The 24,078-nt window shown below is 68.3% G+C and carries 23 protein-coding genes; 15 read left to right on the top strand and 8 right to left on the bottom strand.

Going from position 1 to position 24,078, the window contains the following annotated elements; genetic code table 11:
• A partial coding sequence (locus ACFSJG_RS04375; protein ID WP_378483985.1) for a YdeI/OmpD-associated family protein occupies positions 1-539 on the bottom strand: 539 nt, incomplete at its 3' end.
• Between the two features lie 102 nt (positions 540-641).
• Here ACFSJG_RS04375 and ACFSJG_RS04380 point away from each other — a divergent pair.
• The 9 genes from ACFSJG_RS04380 (at position 642) to ACFSJG_RS04420 (ending at position 9,180) form a co-directional block, all read left to right on the top strand.
• Positions 642-1,079, top strand: a complete 438-nt coding sequence (locus ACFSJG_RS04380; RefSeq protein ID WP_378483986.1) for a VOC family protein — start codon at positions 642-644, stop codon at positions 1,077-1,079.
• A gap of 14 nt (positions 1,080-1,093) precedes the next feature.
• Positions 1,094-1,588 (top strand): hypothetical protein, encoded by a 495-nt coding sequence (locus ACFSJG_RS04385; protein WP_378483987.1) that lies wholly within the window; start codon positions 1,094-1,096, stop codon positions 1,586-1,588.
• Positions 1,589-1,688: 100 nt separating this feature from the next.
• The gene (locus tag ACFSJG_RS04390) at positions 1,689-2,357 is read left to right on the top strand and encodes a DUF6891 domain-containing protein (protein WP_378483988.1); all 669 of its coding nucleotides are present in this window, start codon (positions 1,689-1,691) and stop codon (positions 2,355-2,357) included.
• Between the two features lie 435 nt (positions 2,358-2,792).
• Positions 2,793-4,325 (top strand): long-chain-fatty-acid--CoA ligase, encoded by a 1,533-nt coding sequence (locus ACFSJG_RS04395; protein WP_378483989.1) that lies wholly within the window; start codon positions 2,793-2,795, stop codon positions 4,323-4,325.
• 106 nt (positions 4,326-4,431) lie between these two features.
• On the top strand, positions 4,432-5,667 hold the full coding sequence (locus tag ACFSJG_RS04400; protein ID WP_378483990.1) for an ABC transporter substrate-binding protein: 1,236 nt from the start codon (positions 4,432-4,434) through the stop codon (positions 5,665-5,667).
• Positions 5,664-6,509 carry an ABC transporter ATP-binding protein gene (locus ACFSJG_RS04405; protein ID WP_378483991.1) on the top strand — a complete coding sequence of 282 codons (846 nt, stop codon included), beginning with the start codon at positions 5,664-5,666 and terminating at the stop codon, positions 6,507-6,509. Before ACFSJG_RS04400 ends, ACFSJG_RS04405 begins: the two co-directional genes overlap by 4 nt.
• Positions 6,506-7,219: an ABC transporter ATP-binding protein gene (locus tag ACFSJG_RS04410; RefSeq protein WP_378483992.1), complete on the top strand. Its 714-nt coding sequence runs from the start codon at positions 6,506-6,508 to the stop codon at positions 7,217-7,219. Before ACFSJG_RS04405 ends, ACFSJG_RS04410 begins: the two co-directional genes overlap by 4 nt.
• A 15-nt stretch (positions 7,220-7,234) precedes the next feature.
• A complete protein-coding gene (locus ACFSJG_RS04415) occupies positions 7,235-8,119 on the top strand; it encodes a branched-chain amino acid ABC transporter permease (protein WP_378483993.1) in 885 nt (294 codons plus the stop codon).
• On the top strand, positions 8,116-9,180 hold the full coding sequence (locus ACFSJG_RS04420; protein ID WP_378483994.1) for a branched-chain amino acid ABC transporter permease: 1,065 nt from the start codon (positions 8,116-8,118) through the stop codon (positions 9,178-9,180). The genes ACFSJG_RS04415 and ACFSJG_RS04420 overlap by 4 nt, the downstream gene beginning before the upstream one ends.
• A gap of 307 nt (positions 9,181-9,487) precedes the next feature.
• On the opposite strand, the gene ACFSJG_RS04425 is transcribed toward ACFSJG_RS04420, so the two are convergent.
• The 5 genes from ACFSJG_RS04425 to ACFSJG_RS04445 are packed head-to-tail and all read right to left on the bottom strand — an operon-like array spanning position 9,488 to position 14,096.
• Positions 9,488-10,426: an SMP-30/gluconolactonase/LRE family protein gene (locus tag ACFSJG_RS04425; protein ID WP_378483995.1), complete on the bottom strand. Its 939-nt coding sequence runs from the start codon at positions 10,424-10,426 to the stop codon at positions 9,488-9,490.
• Positions 10,427-10,454: 28 nt separating this feature from the next.
• Entirely contained in the window at positions 10,455-11,828 is a 1,374-nt protein-coding gene (locus ACFSJG_RS04430; RefSeq protein ID WP_378483996.1) for a phosphotransferase family protein, read from the bottom strand.
• Positions 11,819-13,003, bottom strand: coding sequence for an acyl-CoA dehydrogenase family protein (locus tag ACFSJG_RS04435; protein WP_378483997.1), 1,185 nt, complete (start codon positions 13,001-13,003; stop codon positions 11,819-11,821). Before ACFSJG_RS04435 ends, ACFSJG_RS04430 begins: the two co-directional genes overlap by 10 nt.
• The gene (locus tag ACFSJG_RS04440) at positions 13,000-13,428 is read right to left on the bottom strand and encodes a nuclear transport factor 2 family protein (RefSeq protein WP_378483998.1); all 429 of its coding nucleotides are present in this window, start codon (positions 13,426-13,428) and stop codon (positions 13,000-13,002) included. The genes ACFSJG_RS04435 and ACFSJG_RS04440 overlap by 4 nt, the downstream gene beginning before the upstream one ends.
• A 26-nt stretch (positions 13,429-13,454) precedes the next feature.
• Positions 13,455-14,096, bottom strand: coding sequence for a TetR/AcrR family transcriptional regulator (locus tag ACFSJG_RS04445; RefSeq protein WP_378483999.1), 642 nt, complete (start codon positions 14,094-14,096; stop codon positions 13,455-13,457).
• 107 nt (positions 14,097-14,203) lie between these two features.
• Here ACFSJG_RS04445 and ACFSJG_RS04450 point away from each other — a divergent pair, with 107 nt between their 5' ends.
• The 5 genes from ACFSJG_RS04450 (at position 14,204) to ACFSJG_RS04470 (ending at position 18,370) form a co-directional block, all read left to right on the top strand.
• Positions 14,204-14,770, top strand: coding sequence for a VOC family protein (locus tag ACFSJG_RS04450; protein WP_378484000.1), 567 nt, complete (start codon positions 14,204-14,206; stop codon positions 14,768-14,770).
• 24 nt (positions 14,771-14,794) lie between these two features.
• On the top strand, positions 14,795-15,433 hold the full coding sequence (locus tag ACFSJG_RS04455; RefSeq protein WP_378484001.1) for a carboxymuconolactone decarboxylase family protein: 639 nt from the start codon (positions 14,795-14,797) through the stop codon (positions 15,431-15,433).
• 5 nt (positions 15,434-15,438) lie between these two features.
• The gene (locus ACFSJG_RS04460) at positions 15,439-16,959 is read left to right on the top strand and encodes an acyl-CoA synthetase (RefSeq protein WP_378484002.1); all 1,521 of its coding nucleotides are present in this window, start codon (positions 15,439-15,441) and stop codon (positions 16,957-16,959) included.
• Between the two features lie 129 nt (positions 16,960-17,088).
• The gene (locus tag ACFSJG_RS04465) at positions 17,089-17,424 is read left to right on the top strand and encodes a DUF1801 domain-containing protein (RefSeq protein WP_378484003.1); all 336 of its coding nucleotides are present in this window, start codon (positions 17,089-17,091) and stop codon (positions 17,422-17,424) included.
• Between the two features lie 64 nt (positions 17,425-17,488).
• The gene (locus ACFSJG_RS04470) at positions 17,489-18,370 is read left to right on the top strand and encodes an acyl-CoA thioesterase (RefSeq protein ID WP_378484004.1); all 882 of its coding nucleotides are present in this window, start codon (positions 17,489-17,491) and stop codon (positions 18,368-18,370) included.
• On the opposite strand, the gene ACFSJG_RS04475 is transcribed toward ACFSJG_RS04470, so the two are convergent.
• Positions 18,367-19,071: a DUF427 domain-containing protein gene (locus tag ACFSJG_RS04475; protein WP_378484005.1), complete on the bottom strand. Its 705-nt coding sequence runs from the start codon at positions 19,069-19,071 to the stop codon at positions 18,367-18,369. The genes ACFSJG_RS04470 and ACFSJG_RS04475 overlap by 4 nt on opposite strands.
• Before the next feature lie 291 nt (positions 19,072-19,362).
• On the opposite strand from ACFSJG_RS04475, the gene ACFSJG_RS04480 reads away from it, so the two are divergent.
• Positions 19,363-19,821, top strand: a complete 459-nt coding sequence (locus tag ACFSJG_RS04480) for a hypothetical protein (protein ID WP_378484006.1) — start codon at positions 19,363-19,365, stop codon at positions 19,819-19,821.
• Positions 19,822-19,836: 15 nt separating this feature from the next.
• On the opposite strand, the gene ACFSJG_RS04485 is transcribed toward ACFSJG_RS04480, so the two are convergent.
• Complete coding sequence (locus ACFSJG_RS04485) at positions 19,837-23,997, bottom strand: molybdopterin-dependent oxidoreductase (RefSeq protein WP_378484007.1); 4,161 nt, start codon at positions 23,995-23,997, stop codon at positions 19,837-19,839.
• Between the last annotated feature and the right edge of the window lie 81 nt (positions 23,998-24,078).

Raw genomic sequence — 24,078 nt, forward strand, 5'->3', positions numbered from 1 at the left:
ACGATGCCTGCGATCCGCCGAGTCTTGGTCGCCGGCTGCTTCGCGAACGCGATCTGGCTGAGGGCGAACTTGCGGACGCTCGGCGGCCACGCGTCCCAGTGCGCACGGGCCTGCGGATCGGCATCGAGGGCCGCGGCGAGTTCGGGCGACTCGACGAGCGCCTCGGCGTCGTCGAGCAGCGTCCACAGGCCGCGCTGCTTGGCGTCGTCGATGACGGCCTGACCGGCCGGTTGCATCCGCCCCTCGGAAAGAAGATCCGCGACACGAGCCTTGTTCGAGGCGGCCCACGCACTGTTGCGGCCACGCCGCGTGAACCACATGCCTCGACGGTGCTCGTCGATGGTCCGGGTGTGCCCGTCCACCCAGCCCCAGCACAACGCCTCCCGCACGGCCTGGTCGTAGTCGAGTGGCGTGTTGCCGGACTCCTTGCGCCAGAACACAAGCCAGATTCCGGCTGAGCTGTCGTGGTTCTCGCGCAGCCAGGCCTGCCACTCGTCGAGGGACACGGGGTGCAGGTGTTCGGCGTTCGGGTCGGCCATGAGGCAAGGCTAGGCGGCCACCCCGACAACGGGGCCGATCACGCGCGGAGAAGTCGATGCACGAGCGGGCGCAGGGGCGGCCTGCCCGCTAGCGTGGGCCACATGGCAATCAAACTCGAGAACGTCGGCATCGCCGTGGAGAACCTCGACGCGGCGATCGCCTTCTTCACCGACCTCGGCCTCACCGTCCTCGGCCGCGACACGGTCAGCGGCGAGTGGACGGACACCGCCGTCGGCCTCGACGGCAACCACGCCAACATCGCGATGCTCCAGACGCCGGACGGCCACGGCCGCCTCGAACTTTTCGAGTACATCCACCCCGAGGCGATCGCGACCAGTCCGACCCTTCCCAACGAGATCGGCATGCACCGCGTCGCGTTCTCCGTCGACGACATCGACGAGGCCCTGGCCGTCGCCGCGCGGCACGGCTGCCACCCGCTTCGCGGCGTGGCCAACTACCAGGACGTCTACAAGCTCACGTACGTCCGCGGCCCGAGCGGGATCATCGTGATGTTGGCCGAGGACCTGACGAAGAGCTGAACGCGACGACCACGGTGCGTACCGCCGACGCCTTCATCGACCACCTCGTCTCGGCGGGCTGGACGTTCGAGCCGCCACACGAACCCGCCGTCTCGTCCGCGCTCGCGGCGGTGACCGATGCCGCGATTCCCGCCGCCCACATCGAATTTCTCCGGAGGTTCGGGGCGCTCGCCAGCGGCGACGACTCTCGATGGTTCCTGTCCGCCCTCGACTACGCGGGTCGCACCGACAGTGCCTTCGCGTGGGACGAGTTCCGCGCGATCGGACTCGGCGCGGCGGACACCGTCGCCGACCGCGTGCGTGTCGAGGCGTTCTGGGCGGAGTGCCTGCCGATTCTCGTCGGTGTGTCCGGCGACTACGAGTTCCTCGCGATCAGCCGGACGAGCGGCGCCGTCCTCCACGGCGCCGAGCCCGACTTCGAGGAGGCGACGGTGGTTGCATCGGGGCTTCCGGAGCTGATGGACGGCGTCGTGCGGGGGAGTCTTGTCGTGCCGCTCCTGCGCGGTTGACCTCTCGGGAGCGCTGCGACGGAAGTCTGTCGGCATTCATGGCTACCATCGTCGCCGCCGGGCAGTTGGCCCGATTTCGCTCGAATCCGGAGGTGGCGTTGTGAGTGCGGTGTCGAACAATCCGAATGAGATCCCGTCCTATGCAACGCTGCCCGAGCTTCCGCTCGACGAGGGTGCCCGTGCCGAGCTGACCCAGCAGATCTGGGAACACCTGATCACCGGCCGCGACGACGTCGAGGACTTCCTCGACATCTACGGCGAGGACTACGACCTGACCGAGGAGCAGCTCGCCGCGGCATTCGGCGCACTGCGCACGGCGCGGCTCCGCCAGCAGAAGGAGATCGGCGCGTACACGTCCCGCACGATCGCCGCGTTCGACGAGCTGAATTCCCACGGAGTGGTCGCCCGCGCCAACTTCTCCTGCTGCGGAACCTGCGCGTCCGGCGAGATCTGGGGCGAGCGCGACGACACCCGCCACTGGCAGGGATACACCTACTTCCACCAGCAGGACACCGACCGCCTCGTGGAGAGCGGCGAGACGTACATCGGCTACGGCGCGTTCCCGCCCGCGGACTTCGACGAGGACGCCTACGACGACCTCAGCGAATCGGTCAAGGAAGACCTCTACCGGACCGACGTGCTGCGACTGCTCGACGACGTTGTCTTCCCCGTGCTGCGGCGGCACGGCATCGAGCCGGAATGGAACCGCGACCTGGGCACGCGGGTGCTGCTCACGAACGCGGACTGGTACGACCCGATCGAGGCGTAGCGACGCTCGTCCGCCCGGTCACGCGTGCCCCCTGACGGGGGACCGATCTCGTGGTTCGAATGCCCTCGGGTAACTCACCCGGGGGCATTCGTGTCTTCGAATACGGCTGCGGTGCAGTGGTGTTGACCTGGTTCTCCCGAGTTGGAGATCGGATCGGGGTCGTGTCGAAGGCCACTCCGGTTGATGTGGGCCGGCCCGGTATTGACACGGACAGTGCTGTCGATCACAATCGTCGCAGAAGTTGACATGACTGTCACGTCACAATCGCACCCGCGAGGAGGAGGCACCCATGGCAGTTCCTCTCCGTATGCGCGAGCTCGTCGACGAGGTGGGGGATCGGCGTCGTGTGTTGTCCTGCGGCTTCCATCCGCTCGCGATCCGGTGAGCGCCCTGGCCCTCCGGCTCCACCACCATTGATTTCAAGGAGAGTTCGACATGCTGGTCAGCGACATCGTCGAGTACGGCGCGCGCAAGCATCCCGATCGCATCGCGCTGCGGTTCGAGGACGAGGCGGTCAGCTACCGCGAACTGCGTGACCGCAGCCGCCGGCTTGCGAACGCCCTGCTCGAGGTCGCGGCGCCCGGAGACCGGGTCGCGATCCTGTCGACGAATCGCACCGAGTACTTCGACTGCTACTACGGCGTGCCGATGGCCGGAATGGCCTTGACGATCCTCAACTACCGCTTGCACGCGGAGCAGATCGTCGCACTCGTCGAGCACTCCGGCGCAACGGTTCTCGTCGTCGAGCAGGAGTTCGCCGAGCTGGTCTCCGGAATCCGGGACCGGATCCCGGACGTGCGCACGATCGTCGTGATCGGCGGGTCCGACGACTCGACCTCGTGGGGCACGTTCGTCGGTGGCGCATCCGCCGAGGTGCCGTCGGTGCTCCCGACCGAGGACGACATCGCCTGGATGGTCTACACGAGTGGGACCACCGGCATGCCCAAGGGCGTGATGCTCAGCCACCGGAACCTCGTCAGTGGCATCACGTCGTCGGCGCTGCAGTGGGCGCTGCCCGAGGGCACTGTGTTCCTGTTCTGCTTCCCGCTCTGCCACGTGGGCGGATACGTGACGCTGCTCAACCATCTGATGGGCAGCACGGTCGGCATCCTCCGCGCCTACGACAACGCGACCTTCCTCCGTCTGGTGGAGGAGTGGAAGGTCACCCAGACCGGTCTGGCACCCACGATGATCAACTTCCTGCTGCAGGATCCCGCCCTCGACGACCACGACCTCGGCACCCTCGAGGCGATCGGATACGGTTCCTCGGCCATCCCTGCGCCGGTGCTCCGGGAGGGCCTCGAACGACTCGGTTGCGACTTCTACCAGGGCATGGGCATGACCGAACTGGCGGGCAACGTCCTCCATTTCGACCAGGAGGCGCATCGCAGGGCGGCGAACGGGGAGACCGGACTGCTCGCTGCAGCAGGAAAGCCGATGCGGCTCGCGAACATTCGTGTCGTCGACGATGAACTCGTCGACGTCCCGGTCGGGGAGATCGGTGAGATGATCGTCCGCTGCGACCAGGTGATGGCGGGGTACTGGCGCGATCCCGAGGCCACTGCGGCGGCGTTCACCGACGGCTGGTTCCACACCGGTGACCTGGTGAAGCAGGACGACGAGGGCTTCGTCTACATCGTCGACCGGAAGAAGGACCTCATCATCAGCGGCGGCGAGAACGTCGCATCGCTGTCCGTCGAGCAGGCCCTGTACCGCCATCCCGGCGTCGCCGAGGCCGCCGCGATCGGCGTGAAGGACGACACCTGGGGCGAAATCGTCTGCGCGGTGGTCGTTCTCCGTGACGGCGCCACCGCGACCGCAGAGGACATCGTCGCCACCTGTCGTGAGCAGCTCGGCGGCTTCCAGGTGCCGCGACGCGTCGAATTCGTCGACACCCTGCCCAAGAACGTCACCGGCAAGATCCTCAAGCGCGACCTGCGCGATCGGTTCTCGCCGACACCTGCCTGAACAACCCCACACTGCGACCGCCCCCCTCCACCGCACGTCTCGACGTGCGGCGATCGGTCGCGCCCTCGTGTTCCACCACCCTCACCCCCCGAGTTACGGAGCAACCATGAAACGCACCATCGCCGTGGGCCTGACCGCCCTGTGTGCCACCGCAGCCCTGACCGCCTGTTCCAGCCGCGAGACCACCGCGGCCGCCGGTGACTGCGATCCCGGCATCACCGACACCGAGATCAAGTTCGGTACGAGCCTGATGCAGTCGGTCGCCGGTCCGCAGGCCACGGCCGCCACGGCGCTCTTCGACGAGATCAACGCGGCAGGCGGAGTCGCCATGGGCGACGGCAAGTCCCGCAAGATCTCGTACACCGCGATGGACGACGGCTACGACCCGGCACGAACGGTCGGCAACGTCCGCACGCTCGTCGAGCAGGACCAGGTTTTCGCGATCCAGAACCTCATCGGCACCGCCTCCACCCTCGCGGTCGCCGACTACCTCAACGAGCGGAAGGTGCCGCTCGTCTTCCCGATGACCGGCAGCAACGAACTGCTGGACAAGGTCGACGACTGGCCCGTCGTCGCCGGAGCTGTCACCCCGCAAACCGATTGGGAGGCCTCGGAGGTCGCACGGTGGATTCTCCGCGACCACCCCGCCGGGAAGGTGGCGGTGCTCTACCCGAACGACGCGATGGGCAACGGCAGCCGTGAGGCGCTGAAGTCCGCGCTGGAGGGCAGCGGAGTCCAGATCGTCGCCGAGCAGACCTACGAGCAGACGACACCGTCCGTCGACTCGCAGATGGTCAACCTCGCGAACTCCGGTGCGGACGTGTTCGCGAACTTCGCGACCGCCAGCTTCGTCACGCAGTCCCTCAAGAAGGCGACCGAGCTGAGCTGGAAGCCGGACACCTTCATCTACTCGGGCGCGACCGACACCAACTTCGTTCTGACGCCGGCCGGCCCGGGTGCGGCGGAGGGAATTCATTCCTTCTACTGGATCTACGACGTCAGCAGCCCGAACCACGACGACAAGCCCGGCGTCCAGAAGTGGCGGGCCTTCGCGGACCGCAACTCCGCCAAGATCAAGTCCACCGACACCATCGCTGCGACCGGATACAACACTGCCCAGCTCTTGGTGGCCGCACTCGAGAACACCAAGGGCTGCACCCGGGCCGATTTCCTCGACGCGGTGAAGAACATGACGGACGTGACCACGGACCTGGCGATCGACGGAATCTCCTTCGACACCACCCCCGACTACCCGTACGTGATCACCTCCATGGCACCGATGACGTTCCGCGGAGGCAGCTGGCAGTACGACGCTGTGGTCACCCGCAGCGCGCAGGGATGACCACCGTGCCGAGCGCGTCGGACGACACGGTGCCGAGCGCGTCGGACCGAGCGGTGCCGGGCGCGTCGGTCACCGGCGTGCCCGCCCTCCACGTGGACGAGATCCGCCTCCGGTTCGGTGGTGTCGTCGCCCTGGACGGGCCGTCGTTCTCCATCGAGCCCGGCCACATCGTCGGGCTGATCGGGCCGAACGGCGCGGGCAAGACGACTCTGTTCAACTGCATCAGTCGTCTGTACCAGCCGGATTCCGGTCGGATCACGTTCGGCGACACCGATCTCCTGTCTCTGACCGCGGACGGTGTCGCGGACGTCGGCATCGCCCGGACGTTCCAGAACATCGGGCTGTTCCCGACGATGACGGTGGTGGACAACGTCCTTACCGGCGCGTACTCGCGGACTCGTGCGGGATTCGTCCGAACGGCGCTCGGGTTGCCCTCGAGCCGGACCGAGGAGCGGCGCGAACGCGCCGAGGCCTGGGCGCTGCTCGACTCGATGAACCTCGCGCACGTCGGTCGCGAACCTGCGGGCAACCTGCCGTACGGCACGCTGAAGCGGGTCGAGTTGGCCCGCGCGCTCATGCAGCGTCCGAAGCTGCTGATGCTCGACGAGCCGGCCAACGGACTCATCCACGAGGAGGTGCTCGAACTCGCGGAGACCGTGCGGGCGCTCCGCGACGAACGCGGCTTCTCCGTGCTACTGGTCGAGCATCACATGGCCATGGTCATGTCGATCTCCGACCGCGTGGTGGTGCTGAACTTCGGGCAGAAGGTGACCGAGGGCGAACCGTCCGAGGTCGCCGCTCACCCCGAGGTCGTCGAGGCGTACCTGGGAGGTGCGGCATGAGTGCGAACCTGCTCGGCGTGGAAGGACTCCACGCCCGCTATGGCAGCGCGGAAGTGCTGCACGGCATCGACTTCGTGGTGCCGCAGGGGGAGGTGACGGTCGTCCTCGGCGCGAACGGCGCAGGCAAGACGACCATCCTCCGGTCCATCTGCTCGATGGTGCGGACCAGCGGCCGGATCGTGTTCGACGGCCGCGACATCGCGGGCATGCGGACGGACAGGATCGCCCGCCTGGGCATCGCGCACGTCCCCCAGGGGCGGGGCACGTTCGGTGACCTCACCGTCGAGGAGAACCTGCGGATCGGCGGCTACACGACGTCGTCCACGGCCACGGAACAGGCGATCGACCAGTGGTACGAGTTCTTCCCGCGATTGCGGGAACGGCGCCGCCAGCTCGCGGCCGGGCTCAGCGGTGGCGAACAGCAGATGCTTGCGATCGCCCGAGCGCTCGTCGCGCGGCCGCGACTGCTACTGCTGGACGAGCCGTCGCTCGGCCTCGCACCCCGCATCACCCAGGAGGTGTTCCGCGCTCTCGGTCGGATCAACGAGGACACGGGCACAACGATTCTCGTCGTCGAGCAGAACGCGCACCTGGCCCTCGAGATCGGGTCGTCGGCGGTCCTCGTCGACGCCGGACGGGTCGTCTCCCAGCGCCCCGCCGAGGGACTCGCCCACGACGAGTCGGTGCGGCGCGCCTACCTCGGCTACTGAGCACAGGAGTTCTTCATGCAGGTCTTTCTTCAACAAGTGGTGGACGGGCTGACGTGGGGTGCGCTGTATGCCGCATTCGCGATGAGCATCGTCCTCGTCTACCGGGCGTCCGGGATCGTGAACTTCGCCCAGGGTGAGATGGCGATGATCGCGGCGTTCTGCGCGTGGCAGTTCCATCAGTGGGGAGCCCCGCTGTATCTCGCGATACTCGGTGCGATGGCGGTGGCATTCCTGTTCGGCGCCGCGACCGAACGGGTACTCATCCGTCCGCTCGCGTCCTCCACCAACCACATGCCGCTGGTCATCATCACCCTCGGCCTGATGCTCGTGCTCAACAGCGCGGCGGGGTGGATCTGGGGCGTGCAGAGCAAGGAGTTCCCGACGATCGTGTCGGGGCCCGTGGTCACCCTCGGGCCGGTGGCGATGTCCCGACAGGCCTTGGTCATCGTCGGTGCCGTCGTTCTCGTCGCCGGATTCCTGTTCGTCCTCTTCCAGCGGACGCAGGTCGGATTGGCGATGCGTGCCGCCGCGGGCAATCCGGACTCCGCGCAACTGATCGGCGTTCCGGTGGGCCGGATGCTCATGATCGGGTGGGGGCTCGCCGCAGCAATTGGCGCACTCGCGGCATCCCTGGCGGCGCCCCAACTGTTCCTCCAGCCGAACATGCTCACCGCATCGCTGATCTACTCGTTCGCCGCTGCCGTCCTCGGCGGACTCGACAGCCCCGTCGGCGCGATCATCGGGGGACTGTGCGTCGGCGTCGCGGAGAACCTCGCCGGCACCTACGTCTCGTGGATCGGCCACGACTTCAAGCAGGCCGTCGCACTGGCCCTGATCCTCGGGGTGCTGCTGCTCAAGCCGGAAGGCCTGTACGGCACCAGGAAGGTGGCCAGGGTATGAGAATCCTCGATGCGCTGCGCAGACCGCGCGCGGAACTCGACGCGCCGGTGTGGCTCTCGCGGGCCGCTGTCGTCCTGGTGATCGTCCTCGCGGCGGTGGCGCCGTTGGTGTCCGCGCCGTACGTGAACTTCGACCGCTCCATGGTGCTGGTGTACGTCGTCGTCGGGCTCGGACTGAATCTGTTGACCGGCAACACCGGGCAGATCTCGCTCGGCCACGGCTTCTTCTTCGCGGTGGGCGCCTACCTGAGCGCGGTGCTGATCGAGAACCACGGGGTGCCCTACCTTCTGCTCATCCCGCTGGTCTTCGCGGTCTGCTACGTCATCGGCTACCTCTTCGGGTTGCCGGCGCTGCGGTTGCACGGTCTCCAGTTGGCGCTCGCCACACTGGGACTCGCGCTGGTGACCCCTGCCGTGATCAAGCGGTTCTCCGGTGTGACGGGCGGGCACGCGGGAATCAACATCTTCGGTGCGGAGGCACCCGAGTTCACCGGACTCGCACGCGACCAGTGGGTGTACTACCTGTGCCTGGTCGTGGCGCTCGTCGCCTACGTCGTGGTGCGGCGCCTCTCGATCGGCCGAGTCGGACGTTCGCTGATCGGGATCCGTGACTACGAAGCGGTCGCCACCACCCTCGGCGTCCCCGCGACGCGGACGAAGACGACCGTGTTCGCACTCAGTGCGGCGCTCGCCGGAGTCGGCGGCGTTCTCTACAGCTTCGTGGTCCAGTACGTGGGTCCGGAGGCGTTCGGTCTGCCCCTGGCGATCGCGTTCATCACGATGATCGTGGTCGGTGGCCTGGCCACCGTCCCCGGAGTCGTGTTCGGCGCGTTCTTCGTGGTGTACGTCCCGCAGTGGACCGCGGACATCAACCAGTCGGCGGCCGGCATCACTTACGGCGCCACCCTGATCCTGTTCATCTTCGTGCTCCCGTACGGGCTGATCAGTGTCTTCCGGTGGGTTCTCGGCCCGCTGGTGGCCCGGATCCCCGGACGGCGCAGGGACGTCCGCTCCGTGGTGTCCTCCCGGCCTGACTCGCGGGACCTCGTCACCACCCCCTGACGGGTCGACCGCCGAACATGGGCGCCCCCGGCTTCGGCCGAGGGCGCCCACGTTCGTGTCAGCCGCCGAGCGAGCCGCTGAAGAAGTCCAGTGCGCTGAAGGCGTCGGAGAAGGCGCCGAAGAGTTCGGACAGGTAGCTCAGATCCACAGTGATCACCTTTTCGGTCGAAACGTGTTGCGCTGTTGCGCAGTCACACTGTGCTTTCCGAACCTGGCCGGAGCGTTGGGTGGGCCTGGCATTCGGCTGGCAACGACGAAACAAGGGGCCCGTCCGCATCTGGCGGACGGGCCCTTCGTGTGTGGACGATCAGGCGGTGGCCGTCTGGTGTGGGAGCCCGAGGCCGGCGCGCGGCCAGTCGAAACGCAGGACCTTGCCGGTGCTCGACGCCGTGACGTAGGCAGTGCGCATGCCCTCCCCGCCCCAGCAGATGTTCGTGATGCCGGGGTCGCCGTCGGTGTCGATGGCGACGAACTCGACGAGTTCCCCGTCCGGGCTGATCACGCAGATCCCCGGGGTGGCGAGCGATGCGACGCAGATGTTGCCGTTCTCCTCGACGCCGAGTGAGTCGAAGTACCGGAAGTCGGGCGATCCGTACAGGAAGTTGCCGCCGCCGGAACCGGCGAGCGTCCGACCACCCGTGATCTCACCCGGGGCGGTGACGGTCCACCACCAGACACGGGCGGTGTATGTCTCGCTGACGTAGAGGCGTGATCCGTCGGGAGAGAGCCCGATGCCGTTGGGGCCGTTCATGTCCTCGGCGACCAGCCGGATCGACCGGCCGTCGGCAGTGGCGTAGTACAGCCGTCCTCGATCGCTCGCGGTGCTGTCGCTCTTGCCGTGGTCGGTGAAGTAGAAGCCGCCGTGGGCGTCGAACACGATGTCGTTCGGGCCTCGCAGCTGGCGGCCGTCACACTCGGTGTACAGCGTCTCGATCTCGCCGGTGTCCAGGTCGACGGCCTGGATGCTGCCGCCCGCGTAGTCCTCGGGGATGCCGCCGGCGAAGACGTAGCCGTACACCTCGGTGCCGATCATGCCGCCGCAGTTGGCGACGTAGGCGCGGCCGTCGGGTCCGATCGCGGCGCCGTTGGGTCCGCCACCCACCTCGGCGACCACCGTGGTGGTGCCGTCGGGGGCGATGCGGGTCAGAGTGCCGCCCAGCACCTCGACGACGAGCACGTCGCCGTTCGGGAGCGCTACGGGGCCTTCGGGGAATTTCAGACCTGTGGTGACCACGGTGAAGGACATGGGAACTCCTGGTGTGCGAGGGGTGCGATCAGTGCGACGTCACTGCATGGCGGGGGTTGGCCACCATGAGCCGGGTGAGCACCGCGGTGCCGACGCAACGGCGGACCGCCGGGTCGGTGTAGGGCAGAACTCCTGCTCGAATGCGCTGTGCGAGATCGGCTTCCGACGCGCAGTCCAGCGCGCCGAGCAGGTCGGCGGCCGGGCCGTCCGCACCTGCGTCGAGTTCCCGGCCCGCGATCCCGAGCAGGTTCACGCAGATTCGGAGCAGATACCGCTCGCGTGCGTGGGCCGTGTCGAGTGCGGGGGCGACCTCGTCGGACAGGGTCTCGGCGACGAGCGCGACGATTTCGGTGAGGGCGGGGCGGTCGTGCACCGTCGGGGCCGTGGGCGCAGGCTCGGCCGGTGGGACGGCTTCGCCGAGCAGATCGAGGATGAGCAGCAGGTCGTACTCGGATTCGCAGACCCGTCGACCGATCGCGGCGAGTTCGAGTGAGTGCTCCGCGCCGCTGAGATGCCGGTTGGCCTGGAACCGGCTGAGTACCAGCCAGCGCAGGGTGCCGAACGTCTCCCACCAGTGGAGTTCGGCGTCGCTGGGCCGAACTCCTGTCGCGCGTTCGTAGCCGTCGAGCAGGTGCTCGCGGGTGCCGATCCCCGCCACCGGGGGCTGTGCACCGAACCGCCACGCCCGGACACAGAGCCAGCCGAGGTCCTCGATCGGATCCCCGAGATGTGCGAGTTCCCAGTCGAGGACACCGCGAATTCCGCTCTCGTCGACGAGGACGTTGCCGAGGCGGAAGTCGCCGTGGACGAGCGCCGCGGTCCGGCGAGCCGGGCGGTGCTCACGGAGCCAGCGCAACCCGATCTCGACGGCAGGACGGGGATCGTCCAGGCCGAGGTAGATGTCCTCGAGAGCGTCCAGGGGGTCGCGGTCGTCGAGCATCGTCAGCTCGTCCACCGCGCTGCCGTGGATCTGCCCGAGTACGAAGCCCATCTTCTCTGCAAGTCTCGTTCGCACCTGGGCGAACTCCGGATCGCGTTGCAGCTTCCGGGGAATGGACTCGCCGTCGACCCGCTCCATCAACAGGAACGGGGCGTCGATTCCCGGCGCGTCGTCCGCCGAGGCGAGGAGGGCCGGGACGGGCACTCCGACGGCCGCGGCGGCGCGCAGGCACGCTGCCTCCGCGCGCATGCGGTCCGCGTCGCCGTGACCGGGCGGATCGCGGCGCAACACCACCGGCACCACCGTCCCGTCCGAGGTGCGCGCCTGCGCTGCCCACACCTGCCTGCTGGCTCCGCCGGTGAGTTGGCCCGGCTCGTCGACCGAGACGTCCTCGCCCAGAGCCTCGCTCAGGATCGCACGGATGCCCTCGTGCAGGGGCCGGACGGTGTCGGTCACAGCCACGGCGCAGCCTGGGGATCGCGAAGCAACCTGCGGGCGGTCGACATGCGGTGCACCTCGTCGGGGCCGTCGTAGATTCGCGCGTACCGAGCGTGGCGATACATCTCCTCGAGCGGGGTGTCGCCCGTCAGGCCGAGCGCGCCGTGCACCTGGATCGCGCGGTCGATGACGTTGTGCACCATGCGCGCACCCCAGAACTTGATCAGGCCGATCTGGACCCGGGCATCCTCGCCGGAGTCCAGGACCCGGGCGGCGTCGAGGGTCATGAGCCGGTGCGCGTGGATCTCCGCCGCGGATTCGGCGATGTACCGCTGGATCTCGCCCTTCTCGGCGAGCAGCGACCCGTGTGCGACGCGGGTGTTGGCGCGCTCGCACATCAGCTCGAATGCGCGCTGCGCCTGCCCGAGCCACCGCATGCAGTGGAAGATCCGGCCGGGTCCGAGCCGGTCCTGCGCGATGGCGAATCCCTTGCCTCGCTCACCGAGCAGGCTGGTCGCGGGCACCCGGACGTCGGTGAGCCGAACCTCGTAGTGGTCGCTCGGGTCGTGGCCCATCGTCGGGATCGACCGCACGATCTCGAAGCCGGGGGTGTCGGTGGGCACGAGGATCGAGCTGATCCGGGAGTGCCGCGGTACGTCGTCCGACTCGGTGCGGGCGAAGACCGAACAGTATCCCGCGTCCGCGACACCGGTGGTGAACCACTTGTGTCCGTTGACGACCCACGTGTCACCGTCGAGTTCCGCCGTGGCCTCGATCATCGTGGGGTCGGACCCGGCGGCGTCCGGCTCCGTCAGTCCGACGGACGGCAGGAACTCGCCCGCGACGAGCGGCGGAATCCACCTCGCCTTCTGCTCCTCGGTGCCGTGCTTGCGCAGCATGATCACGTCCTGCATCGACACCGAACCGACCGCCAGCTGGCCGAACTCGGAGCGCCCGATGATCTCGTTCAGGTAAACGAAGTCGAGGAACGGTACTCCGCCACCGCCGACGTCCGCCGGATGCCCGAGTGCCCACAGGCCGAGCTCCTTCGCACGGGAACGCAGGGCGTCGAGGGTCTCCCGGGACGCGTCGTCCTTGCCGGCGAGCATCTTCTCGGCGGGGATCACCTCGCCGTCGACGAACGCGCGCATCCGGTCGCGGAGGTCGGCGATCCGTCCCTCGGCCTGGTTCACTGTCATGCGATTGTTCCTTCGGTCGTGGATGCGAACGGCGTCGCGATGTCGTGTTTCGCGCCGGCCGATGTCGCCAGGAGCGGTGCAATTGCGGCGGAGTCGACGTACTCGTCGATCCGGGTGATCCGGCCGCCCGTGACGCGGACGAACAGGGCCGCAGGTACCTCGAGGAGGCCGTGCCCCGGGAGGACGGCCCGCAGGACGTGCTGCTGGGCGAACCCGGTGGGCAGCGTGTGCCTGCGGACGTCCTCGTACCGGAAGTCCTCGAGTGTGCGTGCGAGCCAACGGAGTACCCGGAGGTTCTCCTGGACGGTCTGCTCCCTGCCGTCCTCGTTGTGCCAGATGCGTGCGTCGGGTGCGTACAGCTCGGTGAGCGTGTCCACGTCACCGCCGCAGACCGCGGCGAAGAAGCTGTCGGCGAGGTCGTCCATACGGAATGCCTCTTTCTGAGATGGTGTTACACGGAATCGATTTCGAGGCCGAGTGCGCCGAGGCACATCAGGTCGAGGGTGTCGAGCAGCGCGTCCTCGTCGGCGTCGTCGCCCTGGACGATCCAGAGGTAGAGCGTGTGGTCGACCATCGCCGCCATTGCTCGCGCCGCGAGGGCCGGGTCGAGCTGGGCTCGCACCAGGCCGTCCTCCTGCCACCGCGCGATGGCCCGTGCCGTCCGTTCGGTCAACTGCTGCCGATGGTTGTGCCGGAGTTCGCGGAACTCGTCGTTGAAGGTCGCGACCTGCTCGACGATCGCCATCAGTCGCGCGTTGCGTCGGTACGCCTGGTAGTAGGACCGGTTCGACGCGACAAGTTTCGCGGCGGGGGAGAGGGCGGCGTCGGACGGGATGCGCTGGTGTACGTCCTCGAACAGTCGGGTGCTCAGCTCCCGGAAGATGTCTTCCTTGGACTCGAAGTAGCGGTAGAACGTCCCGTACGAGACGTTCGCCTCCTGGCTGATCTGCTCGACCCGGGTGTCGGGGAACCCGACGGTCTCGAACACGGTGCGTGCCGCATCGAGCAGGGCGTCGCGGGTCTTGCGGCCGCGCGCCGTCAGGGTCTCGACCGGAGCGGGTGCGGACGACGTGTTGACAGATGACTTGGCCACGTACAAACTATCCAAGAAGATGACATGACTGTCAAGTCACTTTCACGGCCACTCTCGTGTCACGCCGTTCCCACATTCTTCCTCGTCATCGCTCCGAAAGGACCGCAATGAACGCCACAAATCCGAAGTACGAGCTCCGCGGTATCAACCACCTTGCGTTGGTGTGCGCCGACATGAAGCGCACGATCGAGTTCTACTCGGGCACGCTGGGCATGCCGCTGGTCAAGACGCTCGACCTGCCCGACGGGCTCGGCCAGCACTTCTTCTTCGACTGCGGAAACGGCAACACGGTCGCGTTCTTCTGGCTCGCGGACTCGCCGGACGCCGCACCCGGGATCGCCGCACCGAAGGGCCGGCCCGACGAGGGAGAACTCGCCAGTGCGGTCGGTTCGATGAACCACGTCGCCTTCGCCGTGCCTCCGGAGAAGTTCGACGAGTACCGGGCGCGACTCGAGGAAGCGGGGGTGGCGGTCAGTCGCGTCCTCAATCACGACGACAGCCCTTCCGGGGTGTCGCGGGACGTGCATCCCGGCACGTTCGTTCGATCGTTCTACTTCCAGGACCCCGACGGCATCCTCCTCGAATTCGCCTGCTGGACCCGCGAGTTCACCGAAGCCGACGTCGCACACGAGCCGCGGACCGCCGCCGAGCGTCGCGTACCCAGCGCCTCCTGACCGCGACCACCGGAAGGATTCACCATGCCCCGTCTACGGGAGATCCCGCGCGCCGAAGTCACCGACGAGAAGATCCTCTTCTTCTACGACCGGCTGTTCGGCCCCGACAAGGACCCCGCCGTCGATCACGGCACCATTCACGCGACCCCCGGCGACTGGTGGACCGTGTTCGCCCAGTCGCCCGACGTGTTCCGGCACGCCGTGCGCGGCTTCGCGCTGTACCGCAACGCGAGTCTCGACCCGTTGCTGCGTGAACTCGGACAGGGCCGCGCCGGCTACGCGCGCGGCAGTCAGTTCGTGTTCTCCCAGCACTGCAAGCAGATGCGCTCCCTCGGCATGGCCGAGGACAAGATCGCCGCGATCCCGGCCTGGCAGGTGAGCGATCTGTTCTCGCCGCTCGAGCGGGCTGTGCTCGCGTACACCGACGGACTCGTCCACGACGGCGGCCGAGTGGCCGACGAGGTGTTCGAGGTTCTGCGGGCGCACCTGTCGGACCGTGAGGTCATGGAGCTGACCTACATCACGTGCATGTACGACATGCACGCCACGATCTGCCGCGCACTGAAACTCGAGTTCGACGACCGGCCCGAACCGGTCGAGGAGGTTCGGGTCCCCGAGGGCGTCGAGGTGGCGGACCTGTCGGCCGACCTCGCGGGAGCCTGACCGCCGTGTTCACCGACGCCCGACGTGTCGTCGACCCGGACAAGGCCGCGGTCGTCGTGGCCTCGACGGGCGCGACCGTCACCTACGCGGAGCTCGACGCCCGCTCCGCCCGCTTCGCGCGGTGGATGTTCGAGGCGGGACTGCGGCGTGGCGACCACATCGCGGTCCTGTCCGACAACGATCCCGTCGTGTTCGAGCTGTACTGGGGCGCGATCCGTTCCGGCCTCTACATCACCGTCGTCAATCATCACGGCACCAGCGACGACCTCGCGTACGTCGTCGCCGACTCGGGTGCCCGCGTCCTCGTCGCGTCCGCCGCGCTGCGCTCAACCGCACAGGCCCTCGTCGGTCGGATTCCCGACTCGTGTCTACGGCTGGCCTTCGGTGGCACGGTCGACGGGTACGACTCCTACGCGGACGCGGTCGGTTCGGTGTCCGCCGAGCCCCTCCCGACCCAGCCGCGCGGCGCGGACATGGTGTACTCCTCGGGCACCACCGGGCGGCCGAAGGGCATCAAGTCGCCGTTGCCGGACAGGCAGATCCACGAGTCGCCCGGCGACCCGCTCACCGCGATCGTGGAGACGTACTACGGATTCGGCCCGGACACCGTGTACCTCTCGCCAGCGCCGATCTACCACGCGGCGCCACTGCGGTACTCCGCCGCCACACAGTCGCTCGGTGGGACCGTGGTGATGATGGGACGCTTCGACGCCGGCGACGCACTCGCCGCGATCGAGAAGTACCGCGTGACGCACTCGCAGTGGGTGCCCACCCACTTCGTCCGGATGCTCAAGCTGCCCGAGGCGGAACGGAACCGGTACGACCTGAGCTCGCTGCGAGTCGCCGTCCACGCGGCTGCGCCCTGCCCGGTGGAGGTCAAGCAGGCGATGCTCGACTGGTGGGGCGACATCCTGTTCGAGTACTACAGCTGCTCCGAGAACAACGGCTCGACCCTGATCGACAGTGCGGAATGGCGCAGGAAGCCGGGAAGCGTCGGCCGGGACGGCGTGCAGGGCATCGCCCACGTCTGCGGGGACGACGGCCGGGAACTCGGACCCGGTGAAGTGGGGCTGCTCTACTTCGAGCGCGACGACTGGAGCTTCGAGTACCACAACGACCCCGACAAGACGGCCGCCGCACGACATCCCGCCCACCCCACCTGGACGACGGTCGGCGATGTCGGGTACATCGACGAGGACCGCTACCTCTACCTGACGGACCGGGCGACGTTCATGATCATCTCCGGTGGCGTCAACATCTACCCGCAACAGATCGAGAACTGCCTCGCGGTGCACCCCCTGATCTGGGACGTGGCGGTGATCGGGGTTGCCGACGCCGAGATGGGGCAGTCGGTGCAGGCCGTCGTTCAACTCGTTCCGGGCACCGCTCCGTCCGACGACCTGGCACGGGACGTCATCGGGTACGCGCGCGACCGGCTGGCTCACTACATGTGCCCGCGGGAGGTGCGGTTCGTCGACGTGTTGCCACGCACCGAGACCGGCAAGCTCGCCAAACACCGGCTGTAGGCGAGCGGGCACCGCCTACGGGTTCACCGGACCGGGCGCGCGTGACGCCCGTGCACCGGGGGTGTGGAGTCCGGCAACGTTGTTCCCGGGATCCACCTCGTGACGGCCGAGTGGACGTATCGTGACCGCATGGCGGAGGACTGGCGGGGTGAGAGGGTCGACGACGTGCGGCAACTGATCCGGCGTGCGGAGCCGGACGTCGTCGAGGAAGTGAAGTGGCGCAAGCCGTCCAATCCCGACGGCGTCCCGACGTTCTCCCTCGACGGGCTCATCTGCACCGTCGAGACCTACAAGGACAAGATCAAGGTGACCTTCGCGAAGGGCTCCTCCCTGCCCGACCCGGCGGCACTGTTCAACGCCGGCGCCGGGGTCAGGAGGGCGATCGACCTTGCAGAGGGCGACCCCCTCGATGCCGACGCGTTCGTCGCGCTCGTCAGGGCCGCCGCCGAGTTCAACCGAACCTGAGTCGCTTGGACATCGACGGGCGTGCTGCACCCGTCGCCGCCCCGGACTGGAGACGATCCGACACATGAGTCAGAACGCCGTGGACACCCCGTGGACGCTGGAACTCCTCCTCGGCCTGTTCGACGTCACCCCCGCCGACGCCGACCGGTTCACGGCGGACACCGGAATCGCCGGTGACGAGGGCCGTGTCGTCGTCGAGGGCACCCAGGTCCTCGCGCAGGCGATCGTCGCCGCCGCCAAGCGGTTCCCGGACAAGTCGATCCGGTCCGCGCAGGCGGTGTTCGCGCGGGTGGTGACGGTCGGCCCCGTCGTCGTGTTCGACGTCGACGTCGTCCAGGAAGGTCGGTCCACCGCGACCGCCGTCGTCACCGCGAGCCAGAACGGCAAACGGTGCGTGACGGTGACGGTGCTCGCCGACGTCCCGACGGCGGACCTGATCACCCACCACCGCCCGCGTGCGGACGTGGTGCCGCCGGACAGTGCCTTCGACGGCCGGATGCCGTTGCGGGGACGCGACATCCGCGTGGTCGAGGTCGAGGACGTCAACAGCCCGGACGAGGTGGGACCGCCCGAGCTGCACGCCTGGCTGAGGTACGACCCGGTTCCGGACCGCGCCGACCTGGCCAAGGCGCTGCTGGCGCACTTCACCGGCCATCTCGGCATCTCGACGACGATGCGCGCGCACGCCGGGATCGGCACCAGTCAGGCACACGTGACCGTCTCCACCGCACCCATGACCCTCGCGATCAGCTTCCACGAACCGGTCCGATGGGACGGGTGGATCCTGTACTCGCACGAGAGCACCCAGGCCGGCGCGGGAATGTCGTACGTGCGCGGCACGGTGCACACCGAGGACGGGGCACTTCTGGCGTCGTTCGCGCAGGACGGACTCGTCCGCCCGCTGCGGGCTTCCGACTCCGCGGTCGAGTCCACGGCGAGGCTCTAGGGCCGCCCGGGCCGAGGCTCGCGGGGTCGTGCGGGAAGCTCGGCGCGGACCTCGGCCTTCGACGGATCGAAGCTGAGAAACCCGCCGATGGCACTGCTCTCCGGTAGCGCCGATTCGTAACTCCAGGCGACGTTCTCGACGATCGTGTCGCCGACGACCGCCGTCCAGTACGTGGCCGGTCCCTTGTAGTTGCAGTACGTCGTCAGGTCGCTGGGACGCAGATACTCGGTGAGAACGTGCGTCGGCGACACGTAGAGCACCGGATCGAGCGCCGTCTCGAACAGGATGACGGTGTCCGCGGTGTCGACCAACGTCACACCGGCGACGTCGACTCGGAGGGCGCGGGTCGTCGGGCGGCAGTCGACTCGGTGGTACGGGTTCGGTGGGTAGTGAACGAGCTTCCTGCCCTCCTCGTACCAGCTGTCCACGGCGTCCCAGGGCACCCGCACGTAGCCCGGGGCTTCCGGCTCGGGTTCGGTGGGCAGGTCACCGGTCTCGCCGGTGGGGAACACGTAGGCGAGCGCACTGCCCGCCCGGTGCACCATCAGCGCCCGCTCCGTGTCGATGACGGCCTCTCCGTCGCGGACAGCCAGGATGCGTCGCGGATGGGGCTCGACCAACACCAGGCCCTCCGGGACGTCGGCGGAGAACCACCCGGCCGGGTCCGCGCTCAGCGGTCCCCGTCCGGCGGTGAGGGTCATCGGATCCCCTCGGCTCGTGGAGGAAGACCATGTGCCCGAAAACGCTCCTGGATCATCGCCGCTTCACCCTCTCGGATTGGACACCCATGACGGCGTGACGCCGTTCCCTCTCGTGTCGTCACTGTCCGCGCCCACGATATTGGGTGGGTCGCCCGGACGACAGGGCAGTGCCCACGGAGAGCTCGCGGAGCCGGTGGAATCGGAAGCGGCCCGTCGACTGTCGCGACGGGTAACGATGCCTCGGCGGGAACCGACATGACTTGTGCCACGTGTGCGGTGAAAGGCGATCTCATGACGTCACGAGCCCGAGCAACCCGATGGTGTGCAGTCCTGCTGTGCGGACTGCTCGCGGTGGTGTTCCCGGCCACCGCGACCGCGGAATCGATGCCCCGTCACGTGTGGTCCGGGCCTCTGTACACCATCGCGGACGGCCCGCTGTGCGCCGGACCTGTCCGATTGCTGACCACGCCGAGAGGGCCTGACTCCGCCTCCGTTCAGGTCACCGGCGGCTTCTTCGGGGTCTCGGGCACCGGTGCACCGTGCACGGTCGAGGTCAGTGTGCACTGGCGCAATCTCGACACAGGTGGTGGCGGCGTGGAGCGCGGGACGGTTGAGGGTCTCTGGATTCCGTCGGCACCGATTCGCGTCATGTACGCGACCGTCCGGACGGGCCCGGGTCTCGTCGAGATGTGGATGGAACCGCATCGCCCGCACAACCCGATCCCGCCCGTGTATCTACAGGTGCCCTGAAGCGTTGCGGGTGCGTCAGTACACGTCCCGGACGTACCGCTTCTCCGCCGCGAGGGCCTTCACATAGGCCTCTGCGCTGCGGGGTGCGAGCTTGCCGTGCTGCGCGACGATGCCGCACAACGTCTCGTCGACGTCCTTCGCCATCCGGTTCGCGTCACCGCACACGTAGAAGTGGGCGCCGTTCTGCAGCCACGCCCACAGTTCCGCACCGCGGGCCCGCATCCGGTCCTGCACGTACACCTTCTCCGCTTGATCGCGGGAGAACGCAAGGTCGAGTTCGGTGAGGAAACCGTCGGCGTGCATCGCCTCGATCTCGTGGCGGTAGTAGAAGTCGGTGGCCGCGTGCTGTTCACCGAAGAACAGCCAGTTCGGGCCGGTGTGACCGAGGGATCGGCGTTCGTGCAGGAACCCGCGGAAGGGAGCGATGCCGGTCCCGGGACCGACCATGATCATCGGCGCATCCGAGTCGGTCGGGGGCCGGAAGTGGCTCGACTTCTGCACGAACACCCCGATGTCGTCGCCGTCGGCATGGTCGGCCAGGTACGTCGAGCACACCCCGCGCCGCGGCACCCCCAGCAGGTTGTAGCGCACGGGGGAGACCGTCAACTGCACCTCCCGCGGATTCTCCTTCGGGCTCGACGAGATCGAATACAGCCGGGGCTGAAGCGGTTTGAGGACACCGAGCCAGTCCTCCACGGAGGCCCGAACCGGCGACTTCGTGAGCACGTCGAGGGACTGCCTGCCCCACGACCAGTCCTTGAACGCGGACTTGTTCTCCGGCGACAGGAGAGCTTCGAGCTCGTCGTCGCCGGTGCGGTCGTGCACGAACCGCAGCAGGTCGCCGGTGACCCGGGTGATCTCGAGCCGCTCCTCGAGGGCCGTTCGCAGCGACATCGAGCCGTGTCCGGCGATGTCGACGGCCGCGGACCCGTCCAGGCCGGTGCTGTCGAGCCAGGCGTCCACGACGTGATCGCTGTTCCGCGGCCACACGCCGAGCGCGTCGCCCGCCTCGTAGCCGACGGTGCCGTCGGGCAGGTGGAAACCGAGCTGCCGCACGTCCTTCGTCGACCCGGGCAGGGACAGCGTCACGTTCCGGCTCAGGGAGGTGATCAGTGGCGACTTCTTGTTGTACGACGGTCCGCTTCCGTTCGATCCCGCGCCGGAGGGGGCGGTGCGCGGGGTCGGCGTCGTCGACGGACCGGTCGCGGGATCCGAGAAGGGCGCCGACTGCAGTGCGGTGGTCACCGACGCCAGCCAGCCGGCGGCGGAATCCTCGAAGTCGGGTTCGCAGTCGACACGGTCGAGGATCCGGTCGGCGCCGAGTTCCGCGAGCCGGCCGTCGACCTTGCGGCCGTGCCCGCAGAAGTCGTCGTAGTTGGAGTCGCCGAACGCGAGGACCGCGAACCGGGTCCCCGCCAGTCGCGGCGCGTCCGCCGCGGACAGCGCGGACCACAGGGTGCTGCCGTTGTCGGGGGCGTCGCCGTCCCCCGTGGTGCTGGTGACGACCAGCAGTTCCGCGGTCCCGGCCAGCTCCTCGACCGTGAACTCGTCCATGCCCCGCACGGTGACCGGCACCCCGGCCGAGGTCAGCGCAGTCGCGCACTCGGCTGCGAACTCCTCTGCGGTTCCTGTCTGCGACGCCCACAACAACACCACCGGTGCCCGTTCCGGCGCGGGGGCGGTGGCCACTCCGCCCGCAGCCCCCGGTCCACGTGAGAACAGTCCGGCGAGCGTGCCGTCCACCCAGGCGCGGGTGTCCGCTGCGAACGGGGCGGTGGCCGGCAGGACCGGCACACCCACAGTGTCGACGGCGGCGTCGGTGCGCAGCGCGGCGAGGAACCCGGCGAGGTAGGTGCGTTCGGTCGGTGCGAGCTGCGGGACCGGATGGTCGGCGACATCGAAGAGGCCGGTGAGGGTGTCGAGCGGGGACACGGTGACCTCCTGAGTCGACGGTCGGTCGGTCGCGGGCGAGTCGGCGGCGTCCGGTTCGGACTTCGCGGCGGAGGCCACCTTGGTGAGGGTCACCGCGCACGCCTTGAACTCGGGTTGCTGGGAGGCGGGGTCGACGGCGTCGTTGGTGACGGCGTTGATGGCGAGATACTCACCGAAGACGTCGTTCCAGTGGAAGGGGGCGAAGACATCCCCGGGGCGGACACGGTCACTGACCGCGGCGGGCAGCACCGCGCGACCGCGCCGGGACGCGACCTCGATCCGGTCTCCGGTGCGGACGTCGAGGCGAGCGGCGTCGTCCGGGTGCAGTTCCACGAACGGACCCGGGTTCAGCTTGTTCAGCTTGGCGACCTTGCCGGTCTTCGTCATCGTGTGCCACTGGTGGGCGAGCCGTCCCGTGTTGAGCAGGAACGGGTAGTCGTCGTCGGGCATCTCGGCGGGCGGCATGTGCGGCCGCGCGTGGAACACCGCCCGCCCGGTCGGGGTGGGGAAGGCCAGCCGGGGCACGGTGCCGTCCTCGCGGACCAGCAGCGTCTGGCTGACCCCGTCGTTGAGGTAGCGGATCGGGTGCCGGTCGGTGGTGACGTCGGGCGGGCAGGGCCACTGGATCGGCGTCTCGCGCAACCGCGCGTAGCTGATGCCGCGCAGGTCGTAGCCGGTCCGCGGGTTCGAGAACTGCTTGATCTCCTCGAACACCTCCTCGGCGGAGCCGTAGGTGAACGCGTCCGCGTACCCCATCTCGCAGGCGACCCGCGCGATGATCTGCCAGTCCGGCAGCGCCTCGCCGACCGGGTCCAGGGCCTGCGCGAACAGCGTGAGGTTGCGTTCGGAGTTCACCATCACGCCGTCCGCCTCGGTCCACAGCGCCGCGGGGAGGAGGATGTCGGCGTAGTCGTTGGTCTCGGTGTGCAGATAGGCGTCCTGGGTGATCACCAGGTCCGCCTTCTCCAGCCCGGCGAGGACCGTGCGGCGGTTGGCGACGGTGGCAACCGGATTGGTGCAGACGATCCAGCAGGCCTTGATGTCGCCGTCGGCCATGCGGGAGAACATGTCGATCGTGCCGCCGCCGACCTCGGTACGCAGGGTGCCGCGCGGGATGTTCCACGCGTCCTCGACGAACTCGCGGTCGGCGTCGACGAGAACGGCTCGCTGACCGGGAAGACCCGGGCCCATGTACCCCATCTCGCGGCCGCCCATCGCGTTCGGCTGCCCGGTGAGGGAGAAGGGTCCGCTTCCCGTGCGGCAGATCGCGCCCGTCGCCAGGTGCAGATTGCACAGCGCGTTGGTGTTCCAGGTGCCGTGGGTGGACTGGTTGAGGCCCATCGTCCACAGGCTCATCCAGTCGCCGGCCTCGCCGATCCAGCGGGCGGCCGTGCGGATGTCGTCCTCGGGGATGCCGGTGATCTCGGCGACTCGGTGCGGGGTGTGGTCGGCGAGGAACTCGGGCATGGTGTCCCAGCCGTCGGTGAACTCGGCGATGAACTCGGGATCGGTGTGACCGTTCTCCACGATCAGATGGAGGAGGCCGTTCATCAGCGCGAGATCGGTGCCGGGGGCGATCTGCAGGAACAGGTCCGCCTTGTCGGCGGTGGCGTTGCGGCGTGGGTCGACGACGATCAGCCGGGCGCCGGACTTGACCCGTTCCATCATTCGCAGGAACAGGATCGGGTGGCAGTCGGCCATGTTCGCGCCGGTCACGAAGAACACGTCGGCGTGGTCGAAGTCCTGGTACGAGCCGGGCGGGCCGTCGGCGCCGAGGGACTGCTTGTACCCGGTGCCTGCACTGGCCATGCACAGCCGTGAGTTTGCCTCGATCTGGTTGGTGCCGATGAAGCCCTTGGTCAGTTTGTTCGCGAGGTACTGCGCCTCGATGGACATCTGACCCGAGACGTACATCGCGAACGCGTCGGGGCCGTGCTCGTCGACGACAGCGCGTAGCCGGGCGGCGGTCTCCCGGATCGCTGCGGACATCGTGGTCTCGGCGATCGGCCCGCCGCGTTCGGACCGCAGGTGGGGGGCGTCCATCCGGCCGGGGGCGGCGAGCATGTCGGCCGTCGTGTTGCCCTTGGTGCACAGGCGGCCGGAGTTCGTGGGATGGGAGGGCGTGCCCACCGACTTGGCGGCGCGGCGTCGGCCGGTCGCCGGGTCGGTGATGATCTGCAGGGTCAGGCCGCACCCCACGCCGCAGTAGGCGCAGAGTGTGTCGACCGTGTCGACGTCCCCCAACGTGACCTCCCGGAGTTCTGGAGCGGAGCCGTCGGAGCTGTGTGCCCCGATACCGGGAGAGTGTCGGCAACGAATGTTTCC

The organism is Rhodococcus gannanensis (assembly GCF_042681175.1).
Taxonomy (GTDB): Bacteria; Actinomycetota; Actinomycetes; order Mycobacteriales; family Mycobacteriaceae; genus Rhodococcus_G; species Rhodococcus_G gannanensis.

Excerpts from the sequence above, each read along its gene's own strand:
- ACFSJG_RS04455 (WP_378484001.1), top strand. The coding sequence starts at position 14,795 with ATGCCCCGTCTACGGGAGATCCCGCGCGCCGAAGTCACCGACGAGAAG.
- ACFSJG_RS04465 (WP_378484003.1), top strand. The coding sequence starts at position 17,089 with ATGGCGGAGGACTGGCGGGGTGAGAGGGTCGACGACGTGCGGCAACTG.
- ACFSJG_RS04475 (WP_378484005.1), bottom strand. The coding sequence starts at position 19,071 with ATGACCCTCACCGCCGGACGGGGACCGCTGAGCGCGGACCCGGCCGGG.
- ACFSJG_RS04440 (WP_378483998.1), bottom strand. The coding sequence starts at position 13,428 with ATGGACGACCTCGCCGACAGCTTCTTCGCCGCGGTCTGCGGCGGTGAC.
- ACFSJG_RS04450 (WP_378484000.1), top strand. The coding sequence starts at position 14,204 with ATGAACGCCACAAATCCGAAGTACGAGCTCCGCGGTATCAACCACCTT.
- ACFSJG_RS04420 (WP_378483994.1), top strand. The coding sequence starts at position 8,116 with ATGAGAATCCTCGATGCGCTGCGCAGACCGCGCGCGGAACTCGACGCG.
- ACFSJG_RS04470 (WP_378484004.1), top strand. The coding sequence starts at position 17,489 with ATGAGTCAGAACGCCGTGGACACCCCGTGGACGCTGGAACTCCTCCTC.
- ACFSJG_RS04415 (WP_378483993.1), top strand. The coding sequence starts at position 7,235 with ATGCAGGTCTTTCTTCAACAAGTGGTGGACGGGCTGACGTGGGGTGCG.
- ACFSJG_RS04480 (WP_378484006.1), top strand. The coding sequence starts at position 19,363 with ATGACGTCACGAGCCCGAGCAACCCGATGGTGTGCAGTCCTGCTGTGC.
- ACFSJG_RS04395 (WP_378483989.1), top strand. The coding sequence starts at position 2,793 with ATGCTGGTCAGCGACATCGTCGAGTACGGCGCGCGCAAGCATCCCGAT.
- ACFSJG_RS04435 (WP_378483997.1), bottom strand. The coding sequence starts at position 13,003 with ATGACAGTGAACCAGGCCGAGGGACGGATCGCCGACCTCCGCGACCGG.
- ACFSJG_RS04410 (WP_378483992.1), top strand. The coding sequence starts at position 6,506 with ATGAGTGCGAACCTGCTCGGCGTGGAAGGACTCCACGCCCGCTATGGC.
- ACFSJG_RS04400 (WP_378483990.1), top strand. The coding sequence starts at position 4,432 with ATGAAACGCACCATCGCCGTGGGCCTGACCGCCCTGTGTGCCACCGCA.
- ACFSJG_RS04425 (WP_378483995.1), bottom strand. The coding sequence starts at position 10,426 with ATGTCCTTCACCGTGGTCACCACAGGTCTGAAATTCCCCGAAGGCCCC.
- ACFSJG_RS04380 (WP_378483986.1), top strand. The coding sequence starts at position 642 with ATGGCAATCAAACTCGAGAACGTCGGCATCGCCGTGGAGAACCTCGAC.
- ACFSJG_RS04405 (WP_378483991.1), top strand. The coding sequence starts at position 5,664 with ATGACCACCGTGCCGAGCGCGTCGGACGACACGGTGCCGAGCGCGTCG.